21 protein-coding genes and 2 riboswitches are annotated in these 26,222 nt (G+C 62.7%); of the genes, 13 read left to right on the top strand and 8 right to left on the bottom strand.

Annotated features, from left to right (window positions below; translation table 11 throughout):
* Positions 1 to 13: 13 nt before the first annotated feature.
* Together cobN and cobW are read right to left on the bottom strand one after the other, a co-directional pair.
* Complete coding sequence (cobN, locus tag AB7M32_RS15410; RefSeq protein WP_454250414.1) at positions 14 to 3,787, bottom strand: cobaltochelatase subunit CobN; 3,774 nt, start codon at positions 3,785 to 3,787, stop codon at positions 14 to 16.
* A gap of 3 nt (positions 3,788 to 3,790) precedes the next feature.
* Positions 3,791 to 4,855, bottom strand: a complete 1,065-nt coding sequence (cobW, locus tag AB7M32_RS15405) for a cobalamin biosynthesis protein CobW (protein WP_454250413.1) — start codon at positions 4,853 to 4,855, stop codon at positions 3,791 to 3,793.
* Between the two features lie 98 nt (positions 4,856 to 4,953).
* Positions 4,954 to 5,167: riboswitch (cobalamin riboswitch) on the bottom strand.
* Positions 5,168 to 5,345: 178 nt separating this feature from the next.
* Positions 5,346 to 5,568, top strand: a riboswitch (cobalamin riboswitch).
* A gap of 101 nt (positions 5,569 to 5,669) precedes the next feature.
* On the opposite strand from cobW, the gene AB7M32_RS15400 reads away from it, so the two are divergent.
* From AB7M32_RS15400 to cobM, 4 genes are all read left to right on the top strand, one after another.
* A complete protein-coding gene (locus AB7M32_RS15400) occupies positions 5,670 to 5,858 on the top strand; it encodes a CbtB domain-containing protein (protein WP_014338677.1) in 189 nt (62 codons plus the stop codon).
* 11 nt (positions 5,859 to 5,869) lie between these two features.
* Positions 5,870 to 6,565 carry a CbtA family protein gene (locus AB7M32_RS15395; RefSeq protein WP_454250412.1) on the top strand — a complete coding sequence of 232 codons (696 nt, stop codon included), beginning with the start codon at positions 5,870 to 5,872 and terminating at the stop codon, positions 6,563 to 6,565.
* Positions 6,562 to 6,966, top strand: coding sequence for a cobalamin biosynthesis protein (locus AB7M32_RS15390; protein ID WP_454250411.1), 405 nt, complete (start codon positions 6,562 to 6,564; stop codon positions 6,964 to 6,966). Before AB7M32_RS15395 ends, AB7M32_RS15390 begins: the two co-directional genes overlap by 4 nt.
* Before the next feature lie 77 nt (positions 6,967 to 7,043).
* Complete coding sequence (gene cobM, locus AB7M32_RS15385) at positions 7,044 to 7,790, top strand: precorrin-4 C(11)-methyltransferase (RefSeq protein ID WP_454250410.1); 747 nt, start codon at positions 7,044 to 7,046, stop codon at positions 7,788 to 7,790.
* Positions 7,791 to 8,096: 306 nt separating this feature from the next.
* Here the strand turns inward: cobM and nfuA are convergent, their stop codons facing one another.
* Both nfuA and AB7M32_RS15375 read right to left on the bottom strand, forming a co-directional pair.
* The gene (gene nfuA / locus AB7M32_RS15380) at positions 8,097 to 8,681 is read right to left on the bottom strand and encodes a Fe-S biogenesis protein NfuA (protein WP_003182850.1); all 585 of its coding nucleotides are present in this window, start codon (positions 8,679 to 8,681) and stop codon (positions 8,097 to 8,099) included.
* A 115-nt stretch (positions 8,682 to 8,796) separates the two neighbouring features.
* The gene (locus AB7M32_RS15375) at positions 8,797 to 11,088 is read right to left on the bottom strand and encodes a fatty acid cis/trans isomerase (RefSeq protein ID WP_454250409.1); all 2,292 of its coding nucleotides are present in this window, start codon (positions 11,086 to 11,088) and stop codon (positions 8,797 to 8,799) included.
* A 155-nt stretch (positions 11,089 to 11,243) separates the two neighbouring features.
* On the opposite strand from AB7M32_RS15375, the gene metH reads away from it, so the two are divergent.
* From metH to AB7M32_RS15355, 4 genes are all read left to right on the top strand, one after another.
* Positions 11,244 to 14,954 (top strand): methionine synthase, encoded by a 3,711-nt coding sequence (gene metH / locus AB7M32_RS15370; RefSeq protein WP_454250408.1) that lies wholly within the window; start codon positions 11,244 to 11,246, stop codon positions 14,952 to 14,954.
* A gap of 126 nt (positions 14,955 to 15,080) precedes the next feature.
* A complete protein-coding gene (locus tag AB7M32_RS15365; RefSeq protein WP_092255470.1) occupies positions 15,081 to 15,299 on the top strand; it encodes a DUF2970 domain-containing protein in 219 nt (72 codons plus the stop codon).
* A 546-nt stretch (positions 15,300 to 15,845) separates the two neighbouring features.
* Positions 15,846 to 17,504, top strand: a complete 1,659-nt coding sequence (locus tag AB7M32_RS15360) for a nitrite/sulfite reductase (protein ID WP_060738120.1) — start codon at positions 15,846 to 15,848, stop codon at positions 17,502 to 17,504.
* The gene (locus AB7M32_RS15355; RefSeq protein ID WP_058543993.1) at positions 17,488 to 17,982 is read left to right on the top strand and encodes a DUF934 domain-containing protein; all 495 of its coding nucleotides are present in this window, start codon (positions 17,488 to 17,490) and stop codon (positions 17,980 to 17,982) included. The genes AB7M32_RS15360 and AB7M32_RS15355 overlap by 17 nt, the downstream gene beginning before the upstream one ends.
* A 241-nt stretch (positions 17,983 to 18,223) precedes the next feature.
* Here AB7M32_RS15355 and sohB read toward each other — a convergent pair whose 3' ends face one another.
* Positions 18,224 to 19,255, bottom strand: a complete 1,032-nt coding sequence (gene sohB, locus AB7M32_RS15350; protein WP_454250407.1) for a protease SohB — start codon at positions 19,253 to 19,255, stop codon at positions 18,224 to 18,226.
* A 226-nt stretch (positions 19,256 to 19,481) separates the two neighbouring features.
* On the opposite strand from sohB, the gene AB7M32_RS15345 reads away from it, so the two are divergent.
* The 4 genes from AB7M32_RS15345 to AB7M32_RS15330 all read left to right on the top strand — a co-directional run bounded on the left by AB7M32_RS15345 (position 19,482) and on the right by AB7M32_RS15330 (position 23,422).
* Positions 19,482 to 20,192 carry a histidine phosphatase family protein gene (locus AB7M32_RS15345; RefSeq protein ID WP_158456672.1) on the top strand — a complete coding sequence of 237 codons (711 nt, stop codon included), beginning with the start codon at positions 19,482 to 19,484 and terminating at the stop codon, positions 20,190 to 20,192.
* 51 nt (positions 20,193 to 20,243) lie between these two features.
* The gene (locus AB7M32_RS15340) at positions 20,244 to 20,561 is read left to right on the top strand and encodes an SCP2 sterol-binding domain-containing protein (protein ID WP_454250406.1); all 318 of its coding nucleotides are present in this window, start codon (positions 20,244 to 20,246) and stop codon (positions 20,559 to 20,561) included.
* Positions 20,562 to 20,775: 214 nt separating this feature from the next.
* Positions 20,776 to 22,494 (top strand): hydrogenase maturation protein, encoded by a 1,719-nt coding sequence (locus AB7M32_RS15335; RefSeq protein WP_454250405.1) that lies wholly within the window; start codon positions 20,776 to 20,778, stop codon positions 22,492 to 22,494.
* Positions 22,495 to 22,558: 64 nt separating this feature from the next.
* Positions 22,559 to 23,422, top strand: coding sequence for a LysR family transcriptional regulator (locus AB7M32_RS15330; protein ID WP_454250404.1), 864 nt, complete (start codon positions 22,559 to 22,561; stop codon positions 23,420 to 23,422).
* 215 nt (positions 23,423 to 23,637) lie between these two features.
* On the opposite strand, the gene AB7M32_RS15325 is transcribed toward AB7M32_RS15330, so the two are convergent.
* Positions 23,638 to 23,880 carry a YdcH family protein gene (locus AB7M32_RS15325; protein ID WP_454250403.1) on the bottom strand — a complete coding sequence of 81 codons (243 nt, stop codon included), beginning with the start codon at positions 23,878 to 23,880 and terminating at the stop codon, positions 23,638 to 23,640.
* Positions 23,881 to 24,097: 217 nt separating this feature from the next.
* Here AB7M32_RS15325 and AB7M32_RS15320 point away from each other — a divergent pair, with 217 nt between their 5' ends.
* Entirely contained in the window at positions 24,098 to 24,619 is a 522-nt protein-coding gene (locus tag AB7M32_RS15320) for a DUF4142 domain-containing protein (RefSeq protein ID WP_072405190.1), read from the top strand.
* A gap of 99 nt (positions 24,620 to 24,718) precedes the next feature.
* On the opposite strand, the gene AB7M32_RS15315 is transcribed toward AB7M32_RS15320, so the two are convergent.
* Together AB7M32_RS15315 and AB7M32_RS15310 are read right to left on the bottom strand one after the other, a co-directional pair.
* Complete coding sequence (locus AB7M32_RS15315) at positions 24,719 to 25,504, bottom strand: pyrroline-5-carboxylate reductase family protein (protein WP_454250402.1); 786 nt, start codon at positions 25,502 to 25,504, stop codon at positions 24,719 to 24,721.
* Entirely contained in the window at positions 25,494 to 26,198 is a 705-nt protein-coding gene (locus AB7M32_RS15310) for a TetR/AcrR family transcriptional regulator (RefSeq protein ID WP_072405192.1), read from the bottom strand. The genes AB7M32_RS15315 and AB7M32_RS15310 overlap by 11 nt, the downstream gene beginning before the upstream one ends.
* Between the last annotated feature and the right edge of the window lie 24 nt (positions 26,199 to 26,222).

The raw sequence follows: 26,222 nt of genomic DNA, 5'->3' as shown, positions 1-26,222 counted from the left end.
TGTTGCCCTCATTTCAGCCATCCTCCTCGATGTCCAACAACAAATTCTCCAACGCCTCGCGATACTCCCCCGGGTCCTGCCACATCCCCCGCTGCTGCGCTTCGAGCATGCGCTCGGTCATGTCCCGCAGGGCGTGGGGGTTGTGCTGGCGGACGAAGTCCCGGGTGTCCGGATCGAGCAGGTAGGCATCGGCCAGCAAGGCGTACTGGTGGTCGTCGATCAGCTGCGTGGTGGCGTCGAAGGCGAACAGGTTGTCCACCGTCGCGGCCAGTTCGAACGCGCCTTTATAACCGTGTCGCTTCACGCCGTCGATCCACTTCGGATTGGCCGCGCGGGAGCGGATGACGCGGTTGAGCTCTTCCTTCAGGGTGCGAATCCTGGGCAAGTCCGGCTGGCTGTGGTCGCCATGGTAACTGGCCGCCGCGACTCCACCGAGGGTCTCCACCGCCGCCAGCATGCCGCCCTGAAATTGGTAGTAATCGTTGGAATCGAGCAGGTCGTGCTCGCGGTTGTCCTGGTTCTGCAGCACCGCCTGCACCTGGCTCAAGCGCCGGGAGAACGGCTCCCGGGCGGCGGTGCCTTCATCGCTGGCGCCGTAGGCATAACCGCCCCAGTTCAGGTACACCTCGGCCAAATCCTCGCGGCTCTGCCACAAGCGACCGTCGATCGCACCCTGCACACCCGCGCCATAGGCACCGGGCTTGGCACCGAAGATCCGCCAGCCGGCCTGGCGTGCCGCCGCTTCCGGCTCCAGGCCCGACGCCAACAAGGCTTCGCGTTCGCCACGGACCTTGGCCGCCAGAGGGTTCATGTCGTCCGGTTCATCGAGGGCGGCGACGGCCTGCACGGCGGCATCGAACAAGCGGATCAGGTTGGCAAAGGCATCCCGGAAGAACCCGGACACCCGCAGCGTGACATCGACCCGCGGCCGGTCCAACAGGCTCAGCGGCAGGATCTCGAAGTCATCGACCCGCTGGCTGCCCGTGGCCCACACCGGACGCACGCCCATCAGCGCCATGGCCTGGGCAATATCATCGCCACCGGTGCGCATGGTGGCGGTGCCCCACACCGACAGGCCAAGCTGGCGCAGGTGATCGCCATGGTCCTGCAAGTGCCGCTCAAGGATCAGGTTCGCCGACTGGAAACCGATGCGCCACGCCGTGGTGGTGGGCAGGTTGCGCACGTCCACCGAGAAGAAATTGCGCCCGGTGGGCAACACATCGAGGCGCCCGCGACTCGGCGCACCGCTGGGGCCGGCCGGCACGAAGCGTCCGCTCAAGGCGTCGAGCAGGCCATGCATTTCCGCCGGGCCGCAGGCGTCCAGGCGCGGCGCCACGACGGCTCGCAGGTTTTCAATGATGCTGCCCACCACCTCCCAACCAGGCGCGTCGAGCTGCTCGACCGCGCCGTCCAACGCCTGCTCGATCAACTGCGCGGCGAACAGCTCCAGGCGCTCGCGGGTATCGCCGGCGGTGCGCCAAGGCTCGGCGCTGACCCGGCGCAACGCCTCGGGACAGTCGCCCGTCCAAGGCTCGGCCAGGGCACAATCCAACGGATCGAAACCCAACCCGAACGCCTTGGCCAGCGCCCGCAACAAGCTCGACTGTGCGCCTTTGCCGTCGCCCCGGGGGATGCGCAGCAACGCCAACAACGTGTCGATGCGCAGCCGCCCGCTGGGCGACTCGCCGAAAATGTGCAGGCCGTCACGGATCTGCGACTCCTTCAAGTCACACAGGTACGTGTCCAGGCGTGGCAGCCAGATCGCGGCGTCAGCATCGCTGTCGAGGCCGGCATCCAGTTGCAGTTCGCGGTCGATGTGGGTCTCGCGCACCAGGTTGAGGATGTCCCGTTGCAGTTCCCTGGCGCGACGCGGATCGAGCAATTGCGCCTCGTAGTACTCGTCGGCCAGCAGTTCGAGGTTACGCAGCGGTCCGTAGGTTTCGGCCCGGGTCAGCGGCGGCATCAAATGGTCGATGATCACCGCCTGGGTGCGACGCTTGGCCTGGGCGCCCTCGCCCGGATCGTTGACGATGAACGGATAGATATTCGGCAGAGGCCCCAACAGCACGTCCGGCCAGCAATTTTCCGAGAGCCCGACACCTTTGCCCGGCAGCCATTCAAGGTTGCCGTGCTTGCCGACGTGGATCACCCCGTGAACGCCGTAGGTGTGGCGCAACCAGAAATAAAACGCCAAGTAACCGTGGGGCGGCACCAGGTCCGGGTCATGGTACACCGCGCTCGGATCGACCTGATAACCCCGCGCCGGCTGTATGCCGACGAAGGTCAGGCCCAGGCGCAGGCCGGCGACCATCAGGCGGCCGTCGCGGAACATCGGGTCCTGCTCGGGCGAGCCCCAACGCGCCAGCACCGCTTGGCGATTGGCCTCAGGCAGCGCATCGAACATGGCCAAGTAGGCATCGAGGGCCAGGCTTTGGTGGCATGGCCGCAGGTCGAGGCTGTCCAGGTCGTTGCTGACGCCGCCGAGCAACTGCTGGATCAGCGCGCTACCGCTCCCAGGCAATTCGGCCGGCAGTGGATAGCCCTCCGCCTGCATGGCCCGCAGGATATTCAAGGCCGCCGCCGGCGTATCCAGGCCGACGCCATTGCCGATGCGTCCGTCCCGGGTCGGGTAGTTGGCGAGGATCAGCGCCACACGCTTCTGCCCATTGGGCAGGCGCGCCAGGGTGGTCCAACGCTGGGCCAGCTCGGCGACAAAATCCATGCGTTCGGGTACGGCGCGATAGCAGACCACGTCGCTCTGGCTGCGCTCACTGCGCCAGGCCAGGTCCTTGAAACTGATGGGGCGGCTGATGATCCGACCATCCAGTTCCGGCAAGGCAATGTGCATCGCCAGGTCTCGTGGGCCCAGGCCCTGCTCGCTGGCGCGCCAGCCCGGTTCGTTGTCCTGGGCGCAAATGGCCTGGATCACCGGGATATTGCGGCGAAACGGCCGCAAGTGCGGGGCTTCAGGGCTGGACTGGGCGAAGCCGGTGGTATTGAGGATCACCCCGGCCTCTACCTCATCCAGCCAGTCTTCGACCAAGGCCAGGCAACCAGGCTCCTTGAGGCTCGCCACGGCAATGGGCAACGGGTTGAGCCCCGCCGCTTGCAGGCGCTGGCAAAACACGTCGATGAACGCAGTGTTCGCCGCTTGCAAGTGGGAACGATAAAACAGCACCGCCGCCACCGGTTGCCCGGCGTTCCACTGGGTTTGCCAATCGCCGAGGCTGGCGCTGGTTTTTTCCGGGTGATAGATCGCCGTGCGCGGCAGGGTCTGCGGCTCGGCCCACGGATAATCGCGGCCGAACCATTGACTGCCGAGGTTGTGAAACAGGTCCAGGGCATTGCCCAGGCCGCCCTGGCGCAAGAACTGCCAGAGCCGGTCGCGGTCTTCGAAGGCCACGTTGCTCAGGTCGCTGAGTTCCGGGTCCGGACGATCATCCCCCGGCACCAGGATCAGCTTCACACCGCGCCCGGCCAGTTCCATCAGGCGCTCGATGCCGTAGCGCCAATAGCCAATGCCGCCGTGCAGCGACAGCAGGATAACCTTGGCGTGGCGCAGCACATCTTCGAAATACAGATCCACCGAGGCGTGGTTCTGCACCTGCATCGGGTTGGCGAGGCGAAACTCGGGATAATCCCCCGGCAACTGCTTCGCCGCTTCGGCCAGCAGCGCCAGGCTGGAGTCGCCGCTGCACAGGATCACCAGCTCGGCGGGGGTTTGCCCCAGGTCGGCTATGTTGTCATCCGACACGAAACCGCCGGGCTGAGTCCTGAGCAGGTGCATGGCTTAGGCGCTGAGAGCGGCGCGCAACTGCGCTTCAAGCAGCGACGCATCGAGCGCCTGGCCGATCAGCACCAGGCGGGTCACCCGCGCTTCATCGGCACCCCACTGGCGGTCGAAATGCTTGTCGAATCGCGTGCCAACGCCTTGGATCAGCAGGCGCATCGGTTTGTTCGGGATCGCCGCGAAACCCTTGACCCGCAGTACACCGTGCTGGACCACCAGTTGCGTCAGCGCGTCCAGCAACAGGCTTTCGTCGGCTTGGGGCAGCTCGATGGAGATGGAATCGAAGGCGTCATGATCGTGGTCGTCATCGTCGCCATCGTGGTGATGGTCGTGATGGCTATGGCGGCCGTCGATGTGCTCTTCGGAACCGGCGCCCAGGCCGATCAACACGTCCAGCGGCAGGCGACCGCTGCTGGCTTCAATGACCTTGACCGCCGGTGGCAGCTCTTCGGCGACTTCCAGGCGAACCTTGGCCAGGTCTTCAGGGCTGATCAGGTCGGCTTTGTTGAGGATCACCAGGTCGGCGCTGGCCAATTGGTCGGCGAACAGTTCGTGCAGCGGCGATTCGTGATCCAGGTTCGGATCGAGTTTGCGCTGGGCATCGACCTGGTCCGGGAAAGCGGCGAAGGTGCCGGCGGCCACGGCCGGGCTGTCGACCACGGTGATCACCGCATCGACCGTGCAGGCGCTGCGGATTTCCGGCCATTGGAAAGCCTGGACCAGCGGCTTGGGCAAGGCCAGGCCGGAGGTTTCGATGAGGATATGGTCGAGGTCGCCACGCCGGGCCACCAGCTCGCGCATCACCGGGAAGAACTCTTCCTGCACCGTGCAGCACAGGCAGCCGTTGGCCAGTTCGTAGACGCGGCCGTTGGCCTCTTCTTCGGTGCAACCGATGGAACACTGCTTGAGGATCTCGCCGTCGATACCCAGCTCGCCAAACTCGTTGACGATCACGGCAATGCGCCGGCCTTGGGCGTTGTCAAGCATGTGCCGCAGCAAGGTGGTTTTACCCGAACCGAGGAAGCCGGTGACGATGGTGACGGGGAGTTTGGCCAGTGTTTTCATCGGATGCCCTTTGGCAAGGTGGCGGGCAAACCGGACGACAACCGCGGGCACAGGTGTGCACGGAAGATTTCGCCACCGGATCACCCCGCCCGGTTGTAGTGAGAATCTGTCTCGAGGCAGGTCTCCTGGCTGACGGCGGGCCAGTCTTCCGACTGGCGATGGCTGCGCCTTCCCGTGCGCCCTGGATAAAGGGCATGCACAGTGGCCTTGCAGAAACCTCACCGTTCACAGTTGCGGGGGCAGCCGCGGCTTGGACCGCGTTCCCTTCTTAGCTTCGGCGCAGACCGAAGAACCTCGAAGGCGCAAGGCTACGCAGGGTGTGGGGGCGGGTCAATCTCCACAAGGAAGTTCTGCGGTGTCCTTACCACCGCCATCGCGAGCAAGCTCGCTCCCACATTGGATCCCGCAGCCCTCTGTGGGAGCGAGCTTGCTCGCGATGGGCTGCGCAGCGGCCCCCTGTGCATTGACGACTCCGCCCCACCCATGCTCTCCTGTGCGCCTAGTTACGGGTGCCCTTCACAGGGTGAAACGGGAAACCGGTGAATCGTGTGCTTTACTCCAAAGCCACGTCAGTCCGGTGCTGCCCCCGCAACGGTAAGCGAGCGAAGCGTCTGAACCACTGTGTCCCCGGACATGGGAAGGTGACGCTTGCAGGCAAGGCTCAGCCCCTGCCCCTCGCGAGCCCGGAGACCGGCCCATGACTCAAGCATCAACAAACCCGCGGTGGGCGGGCGCTGTTCGAACCTTGGCGGTCTTTCGCCCGGGGTCTCATTGCGCTCGCATCCCCCATGGAACAAAAACAGAGGGAAGCGCCATGTCGACCATCAGCAGCACCGCCCGCACCGCCAGCAGCACCACCACCCTGAGCCAACGCCTGAGCGCCGCGATCCTGGCTTCGATCCTGGGCGCGGGGCTGGTCTATTTCGCCGGTTTCTCCCACATCGAAGCGGTGCACAACGCCGCCCACGATACCCGCCACAGCGCCGCCTTCCCGTGCCATTGAGAACTGACGACATGATCAAGCGTATCGCGCAGACCGCCGGCTTCAGTGGCTTGCTGGCCGCCCTGCTGCTGACCCTGTTGCAGAGTTTCTGGGTATCGCCGCTGATTCTCCAGGCGGAAACCTTCGAGAAGGCCCCGGCGACCGAGGTCCATGAGCACACCGATGGTGTGGCCCACACCCATGATGCCGAGGCCTGGGAACCGGAAGACGGCTGGCAGCGCGTGCTGTCCACCACCGGCGGTAACCTGGTGGTCGCCGTGGGTTTTGCCCTGATGCTGGCGGGCCTGTACACCTTGCGCGCACCGACTCGCACCTCCCAGGGTCTGCTCTGGGGCCTGGCCGGTTATGCCACTTTCGTCCTGGCACCCACCCTCGGCCTCCCCCCGGAATTGCCCGGCACCGCAGCGGCCGACCTGGCCCAGCGGCAGATGTGGTGGATCGGCACCGCGGCGTCGACGGCGGTGGGCATTGCCCTGATCGCCTTCGGTCGGCATTGGCTGCTCAAGCTACTGGGCGTGGCGACGTTGCTGGTGCCCCACGTCATCGGTGCACCGCAGCCCGAAGTCCACTCGATGCTGGCGCCCGAAGCGCTGGAAAGCCAGTTCAAGATCGCCTCGCAGGTGACCAACATCGCCTTCTGGCTGGCCCTGGGCCTGATCAGCGCCTGGTTGTTTCGCCGTGACGGTCAAGCCCACCACGACGCATGAACACTGGGGCGATGCTGGTGGTCGGCCTCGGTTGCCAGCGCGGTTGCCCGGCCAACACGCTGCGGGCCTTGCTCGAACAGACGTTGTCGGCCCACGGCATCACACTTCACCAGGTACGGGCCCTGGCCAGTATCGACCTCAAGCGTGACGAGCCCGGGCTGCTGGAACTGGCCGGGCAACTGGCCCTGCCGCTGACCTGCTTCAGTGCCGAACAGCTGGCCGGTTACGAGCGGCGGCTCAGTCATCGTTCCGAGATCGCCTTCGAGCGAACCGGTTGCTACGGCATCGCCGAAAGCGCCGCCCTGGCCTTGGCCGACCAATTGGGCACGACGCCCGCAACGCTGCTGATTCCCCGCCAGAGAGGCCCCAGGAGCACGCTGGCATTGGCGGTTGTGGCGTAAACCCCGATAATCGCCGTCCAGGATCATGAGCGATCTTCATCTGGGCGACGCTCACCCACCTTCCACAGGAGCCGGTCATGACCGTGTACTTCATCGGCGCCGGCCCCGGCGACCCGGACCTCATCACGGTCAAAGGCCAGCGACTGATCCGCCAGTGCGCGGTGATCATCTACGCCGGCTCGCTGGTGCCGACCGCCGTCCTCGAAGGCCATTGTGCCGAACAGGTGATCAACAGCGCCGAGCTGCATCTGGAACAGATCATCGAATTGATCAGCAGCGCCCATCTCAAGGGCCAAGACGTGGCCCGGGTGCACTCCGGCGACCCGAGCCTGTACGGCGCCATCGGCGAACAGATTCGTTGCCTGCGGGAACTGGACATCCCTTTCGAAATCATCCCGGGCGTGACCGCAACCTCAGCCTGCGCCGCCCTGCTGGGTGCCGAACTGACCTTGCCGGACATCTCCCAGAGCCTGATCCTCACCCGTTATGCTGATAAATCCCCGATGCCCGCTGGGGAGGAACTGGGCAACCTGGCACAGCATGGGGCGACCATGGCGATTCACCTGGGGGTCAATCACCTGGAAAAAATCGTCGACGAGCTGCTGCCCCATTACGGCGCGGATTGCCCGATTGCGGTGATCCACCGGGCGACGTGGCCGGATCAGGATTGGGTGATGGGGACGCTGGCAGATATTGCCGAGAAGGTGCAGGCCAAGGGTTTCCGCCGAACGGCGCTGATCCTGGTGGGAAGGGTGCTGGGCAATGATGTGTTCAGCGCATCGTCGCTGTACCGCGCCGGGCATGCGCATCTCTATCGGCCCTGACACAATCGGCAGAGCCAACCTGGGAACCCCTGTGGGAGCGAGCTTGCTCTCGATAACGACGGCACATTCAACATCATCGCAGGCTGCACCACCGCTATCGCGAACAAGCTCGCTCCCACAGGGGCGGTGGGCACAGGCTGACGACTGAAACTAGTGTGGCGAGGGAGCTTGCTCCCGCTGGACCGCGAAGCGGTCCCCAGGCAACTCATGCGCCCATCACGAAGAGCGCATCGGTTGCCTTGCGATTGCTTCGCAATCGAGCGGGAGCAAGCTCCCTCGCCACACACTCTCCGCAGCGAACACCTATCAGTAGTAGGCGTTTTCTTTCTGCGTATGGTCGGTCACATCGCGCACACCCTTGAGCTCTGGAATGCGCTCGAGCAAGGTGCGCTCGATGCCTTCCTTCAAGGTCACGTCAGCCTGGCCGCAGCCCTGGCAGCCGCCGCCGAACTGGAGCACGGCGATGCCGTCTTCCACCACGTCGATCAGCGAAACCTGGCCGCCGTGGCTGGCCAGCCCCGGGTTGATCTCGGTTTGCAGGTAGTAGTTGATGCGCTCGTTGACCGGGCTGTCGGCGTTGACCATCGGCACCTTGGCGTTCGGTGCCTTGATGGTCAGTTGGCCGCCCATGCGGTCGGTGGCGTAGTCGACGACCGCATCATCCAGGAAGGCTTCGCTGAACGAGTCGATGTACGCAGTGAAGCTCTTGAGCCCCAACGCGGTGTCTTCGGGTTTTTCTTCTCCCGGCTTGCAGTAGGCAATGCACGTCTCTGCGTACTGGGTGCCGGGCTGGGTGATAAAGATGCGGATCCCGATCCCCGGGGTGTTCTGCTTGGACAGCAGGTCGGCCAGGTAATCGTGGGCGGCATCGGTAATGGTAATGGCGGTCATGGAAACTCCTCGCAGGCTTGCCGGCAGTTTACGCCAATCATCGCGCCGGACAAAGTCCTAGTATTTTTGTCAGGAAAGCGTCCGACGGCACGGGGTTTGCCGCCGGACAAGCCGATCAGAGGTTCTGGTAGCGATTCATGTCCAGCACACCGCTTTCCACGGGCTCCGTTTCCTGGATGTACTGGCTCAGGTCATGGAAGTAATACCAGAACTGCGGGTGACTGCGGCGAATCCCCCAGCGCTCGACAATCCGCTCGAACGCCGGCCCATCCTGGGCGCCTTGCATGGCCTCGACGAATGCCGGCACTTGCCCGGCCGGAATGTTGAACATGAAGTTCGGATAGCTGCTGAGCACGCCCGGGTAGACCGTCAGCGTGTCCAGCCCCGGCTGGTAGCGCCGCTCCTCACCCAACAGGAACGCGACGTTGCTGTGGGCACGGTTGCGCAGCAGGCTGTAGATCTCTCGGTAACCGCTGGCGGTTTCTATGCGCAACAGGGTCGCTTCCGGCAGTTGATCGATCACCTTGAGCCCCGCCGCTGGGCGCGACACCAGCCGACTGAGGGCCTGCTCGGCGTTTTGCAGCGTCGGGTCGATGTTCGGGCGCGAGCAGTAGGCGCCGTCGCAGCGGTTGATCGGATCGGGGTGCGCGTTCAGATCGCCATAACGGGCCAGCAGTTGCTGGGCGAAATCACCCTTGGGGTCGCGTTCGTCAAGCTTGAGGGCGGTCGGCTTGTCATCGTCGATGGCCTCATAATCGAGCCACATCTTGAATTTGCCACCGGCCTGGTACCAGTCATCGAGGTAGCCTTCCCGGGAGTCGGCCGGCATCAAGCGCAGGAAGTTCTGCTCAGCACCGTTGCGGATCAAATCGAAATACAACCGGGTCTGGGCCTGGTGGGAGACGTTGCCGAACACGTCGAAATTCACCGCCAACTGATAATAGGTGCGCTCCAGCAACGGGAAGTCGAACAGCCACATCGTCTGCGGCACCTCCCCGATCAGCCCCTTGGTGACCGAAGCGCTGTCGAAATGCCGGAAAATGCTCAGCAGCGCGTTGTCGTTGCCGGCCCACAGCGTCGACCAGCTCGGTGCCGGCAACTCGGCATAGTTGTCGCGGCGCAAGGCCTCGTACTCGTTGCGCTTGTCACGGTAATCGAGCCACAGGCTGACGACGCTGCCCACGTCGTCGTTCTGCCCCGGCATCGCCAGCAGCGGTGTGGCCTGGCCGCGGTAGTTCGGGTCGGTGATGTACAGGTCGTGTTCGGGGGCCTGGAACAGCGCCCAGAAATTGTCGCGGATCACGTCCGTGGCGATCTGGCCCCGACACACCGGCCCGCGAATGAACGTACGCACGAAGTACTCGGCGTTATCGAGCATGAATTGGTAGCGGGCCTGGGCCGGAATCGCTTCGAAGGTGGAAAACGGGTTGGCCCGGCGCTCCGGACCGTAGCCCGGTAACGCGGTGACCTGCCACTTGCCGCTGTAGAACAGGCTCTTGATCCGCGCCATCTTCGCCGCGCTCAAGCCGTAGGTGATGTGGGTCTTGTGTACGATCACCCCTTGCACCGGCCAGAGCCGATAATAGACGCGGGTGCCGGGATCGTCGTTCGGGCGGCGGGTGTTGATCAGGTCGATGGGCTGCCCGGTGGGCGTACGCGAACGCACCCATTGGAAGAAATGCCCCGGCTCGCCGTCCTTGAAATAGATATGCGCCAGGAACCAGTGTTCGAACAACCAGCGCCCCACCAGGCTTTCCCGGGCACCGGGGGCGTTGAGCAGGTTTTCCCACTGCACCACTTGCAAGGCTTCGGCGGCGCTCGGGGCCAAGGCCTGCTGGTCGATGGGGGCGCCGGCGGCCAGCCAGCGCTGCAAGGTCTGGTATTGCTGGTCGGTCAGGCCGGTGACCGCCAGCGGCATGCCTTCGCGGGGATGCGCAGCGGCGTATTCGTCGAACTGCCCCGGCACCGGGCAGGTGTTGTCACGGTTGAGCCCAAGCACGATGTCTCCCGGCAATTTGGCGTTAGGCTGCAATGGCGTACGGTGCCCCAGTTCCAGCATCCGCGCCATCAACGCGGCCTGGCTGCCTTGGGCGTCGAGCACCGAATAGAAACCTTTGCGCTGCCAGGCGCGCTGGCCGGAGGCATCGTAGAACAAGCGCGTCGGCTCGGCCGCCTGGCGCCGCTCGCCGTCATACACCGAGAGCTTGCTCGCGCCCCGGGCCACGCCTTCGCCACTGCCCAGGTTCAACTGGCAAGCCGAGTCGTAGCAGGCATGACAGGCCACGCATTTTTCCGTGAAGATCGGCTGGATATCGCGGGTGTAGGACAGCGCTGGGGCGGGATCCCTGGCCACTGCATTGAAAGACAACAGCAGCAACAGACTGCCGAAGAAGACGCGGTACGGCATGTCGCGGGGTCCTGAAGGAGAATCCGGCGATTCTACCGGGCCAGCATCGCCTTGCAAACATGAGCGATATTCATGCAAAAGCCCCTCATGATCAAATCCTGCGCAGGTTTGCTATCATCCCGGCCTTCGTAATGGTCTTTTTTCCAGGTAGTCCTATGTCCGATCGCAGCGCTCGCCTTTATCTTCTCCAGCAAGCCCTCAAGGAACGCATCCTGATCCTCGACGGCGGCATGGGCACGATGATCCAGAGCTACAAGCTCGAGGAACAGGACTACCGCGGCAAGCGCTTTGCCGACTGGCCGAGCGACGTCAAGGGCAACAACGATTTGCTGGTGCTCAGCCGTCCCGACGTGATCGGTGCCATCGAAAAAGCCTACCTGGATGCCGGCGCCGACATCCTGGAAACCAACACCTTCAACGCCACCCAGGTGTCCCAGGCCGACTACGGCATGCAGGGCCTGGCCTACGAGCTGAACCTGGAAGGGGCGCGCCTGGCCCGCCAGGTGGCCGACGCCAAGACCCTGGAAACCCCGGACAAGCCGCGTTTCGTCGCCGGTGTGCTCGGCCCGACCAGCCGCACCTGCTCGCTGTCGCCGGACGTGAACAACCCCGGCTACCGCAACGTGACCTTCGACGAACTGGTGGAGAACTACACCGAAGCCACCAAGGGCCTGATCGAAGGCGGCGCCGACCTGATCCTGATCGAGACCATCTTCGACACGCTGAACGCCAAGGCGGCGATCTTCGCCGTGCAAGGGGTCTACGAAGAGCTGGGTGTCGAATTGCCGATCATGATCTCCGGCACCATCACCGACGCCTCCGGCCGCACCCTCTCCGGCCAGACCACCGAAGCGTTCTGGAACTCGGTGGCCCACGCCAAGCCGATCTCCGTGGGCCTGAACTGCGCCCTCGGCGCCAGCGAACTGCGCCCCTACCTGGAAGAGCTGTCGAACAAGGCCAGCACCCACGTATCGGCCCACCCCAACGCCGGCCTGCCCAACGAGTTCGGCGAATACGACGAACTGCCGGCCGAGACGGCCAAGGTCATCGAAGAGTTTGCCCAGAGCGGCTTCCTGAATATTGTCGGCGGTTGCTGCGGCACCACCCCGGCGCACATCGAGGCCATCGCCAAGGCCGTGGCCGGCTACGCGCCGCGGCAGATTCCAGAGATCCCGCGGGCTTGCCGCCTGTCGGGCCTGGAACCGTTCACCATCGATCGCAGCTCCTTGTTCGTCAACGTCGGCGAGCGGACCAACATCACCGGTTCCGCCAAGTTCGCCCGGTTGATCCGCGAAGACAACTACACCGAAGCGTTGGAAGTGGCCCTGCAGCAGGTCGAGGCCGGCGCCCAGGTGATCGACATCAACATGGACGAGGGCATGCTCGATTCGAAGAAGGCCATGGTGACCTTCCTCAATCTGATCGCCGGCGAACCGGACATTTCCCGCGTGCCGATCATGATCGACTCCTCCAAGTGGGAAGTGATCGAAGCCGGCCTCAAGTGCATCCAGGGCAAGGGCATCGTCAACTCCATCAGCATGAAGGAAGGCGTCGAGCAGTTCATCCATCACGCCAAGCTGTGCAAGCGCTACGGTGCCGCCGTGGTGGTGATGGCCTTCGACGAAGCCGGCCAGGCCGACACCGAGGCGCGCAAGAAGGAAATCTGCAAGCGCTCCTACGACATCCTGGTCAATGAAGTCGGCTTCCCGCCGGAAGATATCATCTTCGACCCGAACATCTTCGCCGTCGCCACCGGTATCGAAGAGCACAACAACTATGCCGTGGACTTCATCAACGCCTGCGCCTACATCCGCGACGAATTGCCGTACGCGCTGACCTCGGGCGGCGTATCCAACGTGTCGTTCTCGTTCCGTGGCAACAACCCGGTGCGCGAGGCGATCCACTCGGTGTTCCTGCTGTATGCGATCCGCGCGGGCCTGACCATGGGCATCGTCAACGCCGGCCAACTGGAGATCTACGACCAGATCCCGGTGGAACTGCGTGACGCCGTGGAGGACGTGATCCTCAACCGCACCCCCGAAGGCACCGACGCCCTGCTCGCCATCGCCGACAAGTACAAGGGCGACGGCAGCGTCAAGGAAGCGGAAACCGAGGAATGGCGCGGCTGGGAAGTGAACAAGCGCCTGGAGCATGCGCTGGTCAAGGGCATCACCACCCACATCGTCGAAGACACCGAAGAATCGCGACTGTCGTTCGCCCGGCCGATCGAGGTCATTGAAGGCCCGCTGATGGCCGGCATGAACATCGTCGGCGACCTGTTTGGTGCCGGTAAAATGTTCCTGCCCCAAGTGGTCAAGTCCGCCCGTGTGATGAAGCAGGCCGTGGCCCACCTGATTCCGTTCATCGAGGCGGAAAAAGGCGACAAGCCGGAGGCCAAGGGCAAGATCCTGATGGCCACGGTCAAGGGCGACGTCCACGACATCGGCAAGAACATCGTCGGCGTGGTGCTCGGTTGCAACGGCTATGACATCGTCGACCTGGGCGTGATGGTGCCAGCGGAGAAGATCCTGCAGGTGGCCAAGGAGCAGAAATGCGACATCATCGGCCTGTCCGGCCTGATCACCCCATCCCTGGATGAGATGGTGCATGTGGCTCGGGAGATGCAGCGTCAGGACTTCCATCTGCCGCTGATGATCGGTGGCGCCACCACCTCCAAGGCCCACACGGCGGTGAAGATCGAGCCCAAGTACAGCAACGACGCGGTGATCTACGTCACCGACGCCTCCCGCGCCGTGGGCGTGGCGACCCAGTTGCTGTCCAAGGAACTCAAGCCGGCGTTCGTCGAGAAAACCCGCCAGGACTACATCGAGGTACGCGAGCGCACGGCCAACCGCAGCGCCCGCACCGAGCGCCTGAGCTACCCCGCCGCCGTGGCCAAGAAGCCACAGTTCGACTGGAGCAGCTACCAGCCGGTCAAGCCGACTTTCACCGGCGCCAAGGTGCTGGATAACATCGACCTGAACGTCCTGGCTGAATACATCGACTGGACACCGTTTTTCATCTCCTGGGACCTTGCGGGCAAATACCCGCGCATCCTCACCGACGAAGTGGTCGGCGAAGCCGCCACCGCGCTGTACGCCGATGCCCGGACGATGCTGCGCAAGCTGATCGACGAAAAACTCATCAGCGCCCGCGCCGTGTTCGGCTTCTGGCCGGCCAACCAGGTGCATGACGACGACCTGGAAGTCTACGGCGACGATGGCAAGCCACTGGCGCGCCTGCATCACTTGCGCCAGCAGATCATCAAGACCGACGGCAAGCCCAACTTCTCCCTGGCCGACTTCGTCGCGCCCAAGGACAGCGGCGTGACCGACTACGTCGGCGGCTTCATCACCACCGCCGGCATCGGCGCCGAAGAAGTCGCCAAGGCCTATCAGGAGGCCGGCGACGACTACAACTCGATCATGGTCAAGGCTTTGGCCGACCGCCTGGCCGAAGCCTGCGCCGAATGGCTGCACCAACAGGTGCGCAAGGAGCATTGGGGTTATGCCCGGGACGAGAGCCTGGACAACGAGGCGCTGATCAAGGAGCAGTACACCGGCATCCGCCCTGCCCCCGGCTACCCGGCCTGCCCGGATCACACCGAGAAAGCCACTTTGTTCCGCCTGCTCGATCCCGAGGCCAGCGAACTGAAAGCCGGCCGCAGCGGCGTGTTCCTCACCGAACACTACGCCATGTTCCCGGCGGCAGCGGTCAGCGGCTGGTATTTCGCCCATCCCCAGGCGCAATACTTCGCCGTGGGCAAGATCGACAAGGACCAGATCCAGAGCTACACCGCGCGCAAGGGCCAGGATTTGAGCGTGACTGAGCGTTGGCTGGCACCGAACCTAGGCTACGACAACTAATAAGCGCCTTTAAAAGATCGCAGGCTTCGCCAGCACCTACAGGGTTTGTGTGTTCCCGTAGACGCTGACGAAGCCTGCGATCTTTTTTTGTCTATGCTTGTTCCAAACACATCAGACGAGGGATTTATGGACGATCCAGTCGACAACAAGCCGCCGACCCTGTTGCAGATGATGCACAGCGTGCTGGCCGCCGCCTTCGGCGTACAGAGCGGCAAGAACCGCGCCCGGGATTTCACCCACGGCAAGCCGAGTCACTTCGTGATACTGGGGATCACGTTCACGGTGATTTTCGCTTTGACGCTGTTTGGCATCGTCAAGCTGGTGGTGCACCTGGCGGGGTTGTAACGCTCTCCAACACAACACACGACCTTGTGGGAGCGAGCTTGCTCGAGATAGCGGTGGTTCAGTCGGATTGAGGTCGACTGGTACACCGTTATCGCGAGCAAGCTCGCTCCCACAGGTTTTTCATCGCCAGGGATTAACCGTTTACTGGTGACTGACCCAGAACACCGCGGTGCCCACCACCAGGATAATCAGGAACAAAATGGCCCAGGCATCAACGGTACTGTCGCTTTTCCTTGCTTTGGTCGGATTGCTCATTGCATCGCCTCTTGTCGGTTTTGTAGGTGATTGCATAGGGACTCGACCACAGTTAAGACGATGATTGCCCGCACGACAAATGTGGGTTAGGCAATAATCAATCTCATTAGTCGATTTGGTTCTTTACATATACTCAAACATCACTTTTGCGCATAACTCAAAACAGGTATCTTGCACCGGCTCCTCTAGGAGTGCGCGGCCGTGCGCGCAGAATTGCCGAGGCAGAACCCGATTCCAGCGAGCCAACATGCAGCTGTTTCTGATCGGCCCAAGCCTGAGACCGAGACTTATATGTACGTATATGACGAGTACGATCAGCGAATCATCGAGGACCGCGTCAAGCAGTTCCGTGATCAGACCCGACGCTATCTGGCAGGCGAGCTGAGTGAAGAAGAATTCCGCCCTCTGCGCTTGCAGAATGGCCTGTATATCCAGCGCTTCGCTCCGATGCTGCGCGTGGCTGTGCCTTATGGCCAGCTGACTTCGCGCCAGGTGCGCAAGCTGGCGCAAATTGCCCGTGACTATGACAAGGGCTATGCCCACATCAGTACCCGACAGAACGTCCAGTACAACTGGCCGGCCCTGGAAGATGTGCCCGAGATCCTGGCCGAGCTGGCCACCGTGCAGATGCACGCGATCCAGACCAGCGGCAACTGCCTGCGCAACGTCACCACCGACCAGTTCGCCGGTGTCGCGGCCGACGAGTTGATCGATCCGCGGCCCTGGTGCGAAATCGTTCGCCAGTGGACGACGTTCCACCCGGAATTCGCCTACCTGCCGCGCAAGTTCAAGATCGCCATCAACGGCTCGAGTTCGGACCGTGCGGCCATCGAAGTCCACGACATCGGCCTGGAGACGGTCTACAACGCAGCCGGCGAGCTGGGCTTCCGTGTGCTCGTGGGCGGCGGCCTGGGACGTACCCCGGTGGTCGGCGCGTTCATCAACGAGTTCCTGCCATGGCAGGACCTGCTGAGCTACCTCGACGCCATCCTGCGGGTGTACAACCGCTACGGTCGTCGTGACAACAAGTACAAGGCGCGGATCAAGATCCTGGTCAAGGCCCTGACGCCTGAAGTGTTCGCCGAGAAGGTCGAAGCCGAGATGGCTCACCTGCGCGGCGGCCAGACCACCCTGACCGAAGCCGAAGTCCACCGTGTGGCCAAGCATTTCGTCGATCCAGACTACAAGGCCCTGAGCAATCAGGACGCCGAGCTGGCTGCCCTCGACAAGGAACATCCTGGCTTCGCCCGCTGGCGCACCCGCAACACCCTGGCCCACAAGAAGCCGGGTTATGTCGCGGTGACCCTGTCCCTGAAGCCAACCGGCGTCGCACCGGGCGACATCACCGACAAGCAACTGGACGCCGTGGCCGACCTGGCCGAGCGCTACAGCTTCGGCCAGCTGCGCACCTCCCACGAGCAGAACATCATCCTGGCGGACGTTGAACAGAGCCAATTGTTCACCCTGTGGGGCGAGTTGCGCGAACAAGGTTTCGCCACCCCGAACATCGGCCTGCTGACCGACATGATCTGCTGCCCGGGCGGCGACTTCTGCTCCCTGGCCAACGCCAAGTCGATCCCTATCGCCGAATCGATCCAGCGTCGTTTCGATGACCTGGACTACCTGTTCGACATCGGCGAGCTGGACCTGAATATTTCTGGCTGCATGAACGCCTGTGGTCACCACCACGTCGGCCACATCGGCATCCTGGGCGTGGACAAGAAAGGCGAAGAGTTCTACCAGGTCTCCCTGGGCGGCAGCGGCAGCCGCGACGCCAGCCTGGGCAAGATCCTCGGCCCGTCGTTTGCCCAGGATGACATGCCTGACGTGATCGAGAAGCTGATCGACGTGTACATCGAACAACGTACCGCGGACGAGCGCTTCATCGACACTTACCAACGTATTGGCATCGACCTCTTCAAGGAACGCGTCTATGCAGCGAATCATTAAGAACAACGAGGTCATCGACGAAACCTGGCACCTGTTGCCCAAGGACGCGACCCTCGATGGCATCTCCAACTGCGACGACCTGATTGTGCCACTGGCGCTATGGCGCGATCATGCCCATGCCCTCAAGGCCCGCGACGGCGGCCTGGGTGTGTGGCTGGACGCCGACGAGGAAGCGGAAGAAATCGGCGAAGACGCCAACCAGTTGCAAGTCATCGCCCTGAACTTCCCGGCCTTCACCGACGGGCGCAGCTACTCCAACGCCCGCCTGCTGCGTGATCGTTATGGTTTCAAGGGTGAGTTGCGGGCCATTGGCGACGTGCTGCGCGACCAGTTGTTCTACATGCGCCGCTGCGGTTTCGACGCCTTTGCCTTGCGCGCCGACAAAGATCCTTACGAAGCCCTCGAAAGCCTCAAGGACTTTTCGGTGACCTACCAGGCTGCCACTGACGAGCCGCTGCCACTGTTCCGTCGTCGCTGAAACAGCCCCATGAAAAAGCCCTGATCCGGGTGCGCCGGTTCAGGGCTTTTTTGTTTTCGGGGCCTTTCCACCTCTCTCCCACAAAGAGATAACTGTGAACCCGAAGCTTCAGCCCGCCTCAGCCCCCTGTGGGAGCGAGCTTGCTCGCGATAACGCTGGGTCAGCTTGCATCCATGTTGGATGTACCGCCGCTATCGCGAGCAAGCTCGCTCCCACAGGGGGGTAGGCACTATTTTTGCGATTACCAGAACCGCTGCTGGGTCAGGCGGCTCCACCAACTGAGCAACACGCGATCCACCGAACCGCTGGCCGCCATGCCAATGCGTTCCTGCAGGCTTTTGCGTTCGGCGTAGTGCAGGTGGTACAACTCGGCACCCTTGGCCCGTTCGGCCAGATACTCGTCACTGGTTTTCAGCTCGTCCACCAGATGCTTGCCCAGTGCCGCGACACCCAGCCAGACTTCACCCGTTGCCACTTCATCGATGGCCAGTTGCGGGCGATAGTTGGACACGAAGTTCTTGAACAGTTCATGGGTGATGTCAAGGTCTTCCTGGAACTTCTCCCGGCCTTTCTCGGTATTTTCGCCGAACACCGTCAACGTGCGTTTGTACTCACCGGCCGTCAACACTTCGAAATCGATGTCATGTTTCTTCAGCAGACGGTTGACGTTGGGCAATTGCGCAACGACGCCGATGGAGCCCAGGATCGCGAAGGGAGCGCTGATGATCTTCTCGCCGATGCACGCCATCATATAGCCGCCGCTGGCCGCCACCTTGTCGATGCAGACGGTCAGCGGCACGCCGGCCTGACGGATCCGCGCCAGCTGCGACGAGGCCAGGCCATAGCTGTGGACCATGCCACCGCCACTTTCCAGGCGCAGCACCACTTCATCCTTCGGCGTCGCCAGGGTCAGCAGCGCGGTGATTTCATGACGCAGGCTCTCAGTGGCCGAGGCCTTGATGTCACCGTCGAAGTCCAGCACGAACACCCGGGGCTTGGCCGCCGGCTTGTCCTTGTTTTTCTTCCCGGTCTTTTCTGCCTTGCCTTCGGCCTTGCGCAAGGCCTTGAGCTGATCCTTGTCCAGCAACGTCTGTTCGAGGCGCTCACGCAACCCCTTGTAGAAATCGTTGAGTTTGCTCACCTGCAACTGGCCGGTCGACTTGCGCCGCCCCTTGCTGCGCAGCGCAGCAAAACTGGCCAGCACCACCAGGATGGCGATCACCAGCGTCACGGTCTTGGCCAGGAAACCGGCGTACTCGATGAAAAACTCCACAGCAACTCCTTAAATGCGATGCGCCATTGAACGCAGGCGCGTGACAGTCCCAGCATACCCATGCGCCTGCGTCGCGACCAGCCAAGAAACCTATGGTTACCTTGACGCGAGCCAGGCCGGACAAGGCTGCAACAGGCATTTCAAACAAGCGTATGTTTTTTCATTGACAGCTCACCGCCATCCCCATAACCTCGCCAAACCTTCAACGTACCGGGATGACGCGGACGTGGGCAGTATCTATCTGATTCGACATGGCCAGGCCTCCTTTGGTGCGGACGACTACGATGTCCTTTCGCCCAATGGCGTACGCCAGGCGCAAGTGCTCGGCGGCCACCTCGCCGAGCTCGGTGTCGTATTCGACCGCTGCCTCTCGGGCGACCTGCGGCGCCAACAGGATACCGCCGTCGGTGCGCTGGGTCAGATGTCCGCCGCCGGCATGCCGGTCCCCGAATTGGAAATCGATCCGGCGTTCAACGAGTTCGATGCCGACGCGGTCATTCGCGCCCTGTTGCCGGACATGCTCCCCCAGGAACCCGAGGCGTTGCATATCCTGCGCAACGCCGCGCAGAACCGCGCCGAATTCCAGCGTATCTTCGTGCTGATCGTCGAGCGCTGGCTGAGCGGCCAGTATGACCCGCCCGGTCTCGAAAGCTGGCTGGGTTTCGTCGAGCGGGTCCAGGCGGGCCTGCAACGCATCCTGGAGCAAGCCGACAACACCCACAAGATCGCCGTGTTCACCTCCGGCGGCACCATCACCGCCCTGCTCCACCTGATCACCCGGATACCGGCCCGACAGGCCTTCGAACTGAACTGGCAAATCGTCAACACCTCGCTCAACCACCTGAAGTTCAGGGGCCGCGAGGTGGCCCTGGCTTCCTTCAACAGCCATGCCCACCTGCAGCTGTTGAAGGCCCCGGACCTCATCACCTTTCGCTGAGTCCGGATTACTGTAGACCCTTGCTGTACCACCCAAATAAGGATCGAAACCATGACCTCCGTAGCCGACGCCGTACAAGCCATGAAAGCCAAGTTCAACCCAGCCGCCGCTGCCGGCCTGGACCTGGTATTCGGTTTCAACATCACCGATGAAGACAAGCAATACGCCCTGATCGTCAAGGACGGCACCTGCGAACTGCAGGAAGGTGAGAATCCCGACGCCAACTGCACGCTGATCATGGACAGCGAAACCCTCAAGGGCATCGTCAGCGGCGAAACCGATGGCATGCAGGCGTTCATGGGCGGCAAGCTGCGCGTTGAAGGCGACATGATGCTGTCGATGAAGCTGTCCGAGCTGTTCCCGGCCTGAGATTGAGTTCGCCTCCTCGCGAGCCTCTCGATTGCAAACGAATCCCGCCCCCGTGGCGGGATTCGTGTTTTTCCCCCTCCTTGATTTCCCACCGCACACAACCTTGACCCCTGTCAGTTCCCGCTCGTCCTTCAACCGCTAACGTGGCGCTTCCATCAAGGCCAGGGACGGCTCATCGGGAGCCGTGCCTGCTCATCTCAAGGAAGAGAGACTTATGCCCCCACTGAAAATCGTTCTGCTGTCCAGCGCATTCAACGGCTTGACCCAACGCGCCTGGCTGGATCTGCGCGAGGCCGGTTATCGCCCCAGCGTGGTGCTGTTCACCGATGCGGTCTCGGTCTGCCGGCAAATCGAAGAAAGCGGCGCCGACCTGGTGATCTGTCCATTTCTCAAGGACCGCGTACCCGAGCAGTTGTGGCGCAACCCACGGCGCCCGGTGGTGATCATTCATCCCGGGATTGTCGGCGATCGCGGTGCCAGCGCCCTGGACTGGGCGATCACCCGGCAACTCGAACGCTGGGGGGTCACCGCATTGCAGGCGGTGGAGGAAATGGATGCCGGGCCCGTGTGGGCCACATGCGAATTCGACCTGCCCAGAGGCCTGCGCAAATCCGAGCTGTATAACGGCCCGGTCAGCGACGCCGCCATTCGTTGCATCCGCGAGGTCGTGGAAAAATACCGGGGCGGTTGCGTCCCGGTGCCACTGGACTATGGCCGCCATGACGTGATCGGGCGCCTGCAACCGAACATGACCCAGGACGATCGCAGCTTCAGCTGGCATGACAGCAGCGGCTTCATCAACCGTTGCATCGACGCCGCGGACGGTCAACCCGGTGTGCTCGCAAGCCTGGCCGGCGAACAGTTTTACCTGTACGACGCCCATCCGGACGTCCGCCACGGCCTGCCCGGCGAGCTGTTGGCCGTGCGTGACGATGCGGTGCTGGTGGCGACGGGGGATGCCAGCCTGTGGATCGGCGCACTGCGCCGCAAACCGCAACCCGGCGAACAGACCTTCAAGCGCCCGGCGCGCCATGTACTGTCGAACCGCCTCGAAGGCATCCCGGTGCTCGACAGTTCCCTGGCCCGGCAGCCGTTCAGCGACGAGCCCTATCAACCCATTCGTTACCGGGAATGTGGCCATGTCGGGGAGCTGACGTTCGAGTTCTATAACGGGGCGATGAGCACTGAGCAATGCCAGCGCCTGGTGGCGGCATTGCGCTGGGCCAAGTCCCGGGACACCCAGGTGCTGTTGATCCGTGGTGGGCGCGGCAGCTTTTCCAACGGCGTGCACCTGAACGTGATTCAGGCCGCCGCCGAACCGGGCCTGGAAGCCTGGGCCAACATACAAGCCATCGACGACGTCTGCCTGGAGTTGTTCAGCGCCCGGCAACTGGTGGTCAGCGGCCTGACGGGGAACGCCGGGGCCGGCGGTGTGATGCTGGCCCTGGCCGCCGATATCGTGCTGGCGCGCCGTGACATCGTTCTCAACCCCCATTACGCGACCATGGGTCTGTACGGCTCTGAATACTGGACCTACAGCCTGCCCCGCGCGGTCGGTCCGGACATGGCCTGGAAACTCACCCAGGACTGCCTGCCCATCAGCGCGTTGCAGGCGTTGCGCTACGGCATGGTCCAGGAGATCGGCCCGCGTTGCCCCGACGAGTTCGGCCTGTGGCTGCTGCAGCGAGCCAACCGCGCGCTGCTCGATCCGACCTATGAAAGCATTCGGATGCGCAAGGCCGAACGGAGCCTGTCGGCGATCCAGGCGTGTCGCGATGACGAACTCGCTCAGATGCGTCGCGACATGGTGGAGGATCGCCACGGCTTCGCCGATAAGTGCCGTCGTTTTGTCCTCAAGCACAAGGCCTGCGGTACGCCCGAACGCCTGGTTGCACCCTGGGCGCGGACAAGACAGGCCCAAGCCGTCCAGTAATTCCCGGTATCGGGGAAGGCTTGGCAGCTCTTACAATGCCCGCCTCTCCCGCATCGGCCTGAACATGGACATCGACCTCGCCCGCACTTTCCTGGAAATCGTCCGCCACGGCAGCCTCGCGGCAGCAGCCGAAAAGCTGCACGTGACCCAGACGGCGATCACCGCCAGGGTCCAGAAGCTCGAAAGCCAGCTCGGCTGCGCGCTGTTCGTGCGCAACCGTGCCGGCGCGCGCTTGACCGCCGACGGCGAGGCCTTTGTGGTCTACGCCAACCAGTTGGTGCAAACCTGGGAAGCGGCCCGCCGGGACCTGCCGCTGCCCGAGGGCTATCGCAACGTCCTGCACCTGGGAGGCGAGGTCAGCCTGTGCAACCCCTTGATGCTCGCCTGGGCCGGAGCACTGCGCCAGAAGATCCCCGGTCACGCCCTGCGCATGGACATCCGCGACGGCGAGAAGCTGCTGCAACAGTTGGAACTGGGCCTGCTGGATGCGGCGGTGGTCTATCAACCCGAATATTGGCCACGCCTGCAGGTAGAACAACTGCTGGAAGAAAAACTCATCCTGGTGCGCCTGGCCGCCCGTCCCGAACCCTACGTGTATATAGACTGGAGCGCGGACTTCCGGCGCCAACACGACACCGCGCTGCCAGACAAGGCCAAGGCCGCCGTGACCTTCAACCTCGGTCCCCTGGCCCTGCAATACATCCTGGAAAACGGCGGCAGCGGCTACTTCCGCACGCGGGTGGTGCAGAGCTACCTGGACAGTGGAATCCTGGAACGGGTGCCCAAGGCACCGGAGTTCAATTACCCGACCTACCTGGTCTATTCCCGTGATCGGGACTCAGCGGCGTTGCAGCAGGCATTCGACGTGCTGCGAGAAATCGTCAAGACCGGCAGCGATTGGTCGCAGCGCTGGGATCCATTGACCTGACAGCTGCGCAAGCGAGACTTGCCTGGGGTGAGGACCTGACAGGGCCGGGGATTGCTCCCGCTTTTCGGGCGCTGGCGAAGCAGGCGATCTTTCTCTTGCGACTCAATCGCCGGTGGAAAGATCGCAGCCTCGTTGTACTCGGCAGCTCCTACAGTCGCAGCCCAGCGGGAGCAATCCTGGCCACAAAAGCCCTTCGCGATACGAAGGATCGGGTTCTATGGCTCGCTCTGCATGTGATCCACGATCTCGTCCTTGATCAGCAATCGCTTCTTCTTGAGCGTCTCCAAGACGTCAGCGGGCAGAGCGGCGGAGGACGGCTTCTCGGCCTCGACCACCTCGGCATCAAGTTGGGAGTATTTTTGAAGTAACGAGTCGAGCCTTGGATTCTCGCTGCGTTTTTGCTGGATTTGATCTTTTGTGTAGTTGAGATCCTTGCACAAATCGTGAGACACCGGCATGGAACACCTCCTTTGATGGATCGGTGGCAGGCGTCCTTTCAACGCCCGTCGATTATCAGGATGGCCTCTTGAACGGGGTTCTGTCGACCGCCAATCCGACCAGCGGTGACCGTTCGTCGTACCGGATCGCTTGGCAATCAAACCTTTACCTGGGCACAACCCTCCATTGATCAGAGACGACAAGAATCGCTCGTTCAACCTGTATGGAGACTTACTCATGGACAAATTTATCCTGCGTCAACTCGGCCTGGCAGTTGCTCTGAGCACTAGCATGGGCATGGCCTGGGCCGCGACTTCCAACGACTTCGTCGATGACGCGGCGGTCGGTGGTATCGCGGAAATCGAAACCAGCAAACTGGCCTTGGAAAAAAGCCAATCGGCAGACATCAAGGCGTTCGCCAACAAGATGATCACCGACCACACCAAGGCCAACGAAGAGCTGAAGGCGCTGGCGAAAAAACATGACATCGAAGTGCCCGACGACACCACGTTGATGAAGAAAGCCAAGGCGAAGATTCTCGAGGTGCGCGATGAGTCCTTTGATGCGGCCTTCGCCAACAACCAGGTCAAGGCCCACGAAGAAACCATCGCCCTGTTCAAGAAAGAAGCCGAGACCGTTACCGACGACAAGAAAGCTGGCAACACCGAACTCAAGGCGTTCGCCCAGAAGATGCTGCCGGACCTGCAACACCACCTGGATGAAGCCAAGAAACTTCAGGCGGCCCATCCCAGCAAGTAACGGTAAACCCGCCCCTTGAACCGCCATAGGGCTCGCTCAAGGAAAAACGGCGCTTCTCCCAAGAGTGGAAGGCGCCGTTTTCGTACCCCGGCCTTTTTATCAGGCCTCAAGCCCCTTGCGCGCAACCGCAGCACCTGCCTGCAGCGCCCTTCCCACCTGTTCTTCGAAATCCCCCCGGCTCATCACCTGCAAGGCGGCGGCCGTGACCCCCCGGTAAGCCACCAAGGCGTCGATCATCTGCTGGGCGTCGTGGCTCGCCAGCAACTGGCTGCTGTTGACCACGACACTTTTCGCGGCCAACTGTGCGATGTCGCCAGGTATGCCGGCCAGCATCGCCTGGTGGGCCAGCGCCGTCATCAACAAGGCCGGAAAGGCCGGGCCAGTGCCCGAGAGCGCGGAGAGGTAATCAATGAAATCTTCTTTTTCGACCTCAGCCGCAGTGCCCACACATTCGAACAGCTGCTGCACGAGGCTTTTCATCGTCGGCGCTATCGCGCCAAAACCATACCAAGGCGTAAAGGACTGCCCGATTTCCACCGCCGCGTTGGGCATCGCCCGCACGACCGCTGAAGTCGAGGTCTGCGCGACAATCGCCTGCGCCGTGATCCCGGCCATCAGGGAGATCACCGTTTTACCCGTCGCATTGATGCCCAGGCTGGGGAAATGCTCGGGGCGGACGGCGATGATCACCAGGTCGCTGCGATCCACCAGGTCCTGGTTGTCCGTGATCAGGCAAGCACCTTGTTGAGCCAGCGGGTGGTTGCCCGAGCGATTGGAAATGATCAGGTTGCCCGCTGGCACCAGCCCCTTCGCCAGGACTGCCTTGGCAATCGCGCCGCCCAACCAACCGGTGCCGCCAATGATGCCAACGGCCTCATTGATCATCGCCGTGACCTTCGAACGTGTCGGTCAGGGGCACAAAGACCCCGGGCTCTTTTTCGGCATAACCGAACTTCCCGTAGAAACGATCCAGCTCCCGCTGCTTGGGGACCTTGCCGGTGAAGATGCTCACGTAATGCGGGATGCGCTGGAAGCGCACGGTGATCAACTCTGTCGTGTTCATGGTGATGTAGCCGATCTGCGTCAGATAGATCGTTCGCGCCCGGGCATCAGCCCCTTGGTTGTCGTAGCCAAAGCGCTTGAACATGTTCGCCAGGGCGTTCATGCGCTGCTCGTCCACCACAGCCACCTCTTGGGCCACCTCAGCAGACTGAAGCGCCCAGCTGCGCACGGCGAACTCGAATTGCGAGTCGAACAATTGCGGGTTGAGCCAGCACTCGAACACATTCAGGATCGCCTCGGAAATGCTTTCGGCATAGCTTTCACTTTGCCGTATCAGCCCCCCCGTGTTGGTCTCCCGCCAACGCGACAGCAAAGCAGCCAGCAGTTGCTCACGATCCTCGAAAAACCAGTAGAAGCTGGTGCGCGACAAACCCAGGCGCTTGGCCAGTGGCATGACCCGGACCGCATCGATACCCGACTCTTTCAGGGCCACGTAGGCCGCCTCCAGCCAGCCCTCCGGCGAGCCCCGCCAGCCTGCGTCCTGGGCCTTACTACGGGCCTTCCCTACCTGCGGCATCGTGCGCCTCCTTCTTCAAATACG

The sequence above is a fragment of the Pseudomonas sp. R151218B TE3479 genome (assembly GCF_053629195.1).
Note: the sequence above shows the minus strand (reverse complement) of the source record. Positions and strands in the feature narration are given on the sequence as shown.

Coding starts and splice junctions, on each gene's coding strand:
- cobN (WP_454250414.1), bottom strand. CDS start 3,787: ATGCACCTGCTCAGGACTCAGCCCGGCGGTTTCGTGTCGGATGACAAC.
- cobW (WP_454250413.1), bottom strand. CDS start 4,855: ATGAAAACACTGGCCAAACTCCCCGTCACCATCGTCACCGGCTTCCTC.
- AB7M32_RS15400 (WP_014338677.1), top strand. CDS start 5,670: ATGTCGACCATCAGCAGCACCGCCCGCACCGCCAGCAGCACCACCACC.
- AB7M32_RS15395 (WP_454250412.1), top strand. CDS start 5,870: ATGATCAAGCGTATCGCGCAGACCGCCGGCTTCAGTGGCTTGCTGGCC.
- AB7M32_RS15390 (WP_454250411.1), top strand. CDS start 6,562: ATGAACACTGGGGCGATGCTGGTGGTCGGCCTCGGTTGCCAGCGCGGT.
- cobM (WP_454250410.1), top strand. CDS start 7,044: ATGACCGTGTACTTCATCGGCGCCGGCCCCGGCGACCCGGACCTCATC.
- nfuA (WP_003182850.1), bottom strand. CDS start 8,681: ATGACCGCCATTACCATTACCGATGCCGCCCACGATTACCTGGCCGAC.
- AB7M32_RS15375 (WP_454250409.1), bottom strand. CDS start 11,088: ATGCCGTACCGCGTCTTCTTCGGCAGTCTGTTGCTGCTGTTGTCTTTC.
- metH (WP_454250408.1), top strand. CDS start 11,244: ATGTCCGATCGCAGCGCTCGCCTTTATCTTCTCCAGCAAGCCCTCAAG.
- AB7M32_RS15365 (WP_092255470.1), top strand. CDS start 15,081: ATGGACGATCCAGTCGACAACAAGCCGCCGACCCTGTTGCAGATGATG.
- AB7M32_RS15360 (WP_060738120.1), top strand. CDS start 15,846: ATGTACGTATATGACGAGTACGATCAGCGAATCATCGAGGACCGCGTC.
- AB7M32_RS15355 (WP_058543993.1), top strand. CDS start 17,488: ATGCAGCGAATCATTAAGAACAACGAGGTCATCGACGAAACCTGGCAC.
- AB7M32_RS15340 (WP_454250406.1), top strand. CDS start 20,244: ATGACCTCCGTAGCCGACGCCGTACAAGCCATGAAAGCCAAGTTCAAC.
- AB7M32_RS15335 (WP_454250405.1), top strand. CDS start 20,776: ATGCCCCCACTGAAAATCGTTCTGCTGTCCAGCGCATTCAACGGCTTG.
- AB7M32_RS15330 (WP_454250404.1), top strand. CDS start 22,559: ATGGACATCGACCTCGCCCGCACTTTCCTGGAAATCGTCCGCCACGGC.
- AB7M32_RS15325 (WP_454250403.1), bottom strand. CDS start 23,880: ATGCCGGTGTCTCACGATTTGTGCAAGGATCTCAACTACACAAAAGAT.
- AB7M32_RS15320 (WP_072405190.1), top strand. CDS start 24,098: ATGGACAAATTTATCCTGCGTCAACTCGGCCTGGCAGTTGCTCTGAGC.
- AB7M32_RS15315 (WP_454250402.1), bottom strand. CDS start 25,504: ATGATCAATGAGGCCGTTGGCATCATTGGCGGCACCGGTTGGTTGGGC.
- AB7M32_RS15310 (WP_072405192.1), bottom strand. CDS start 26,198: ATGCCGCAGGTAGGGAAGGCCCGTAGTAAGGCCCAGGACGCAGGCTGG.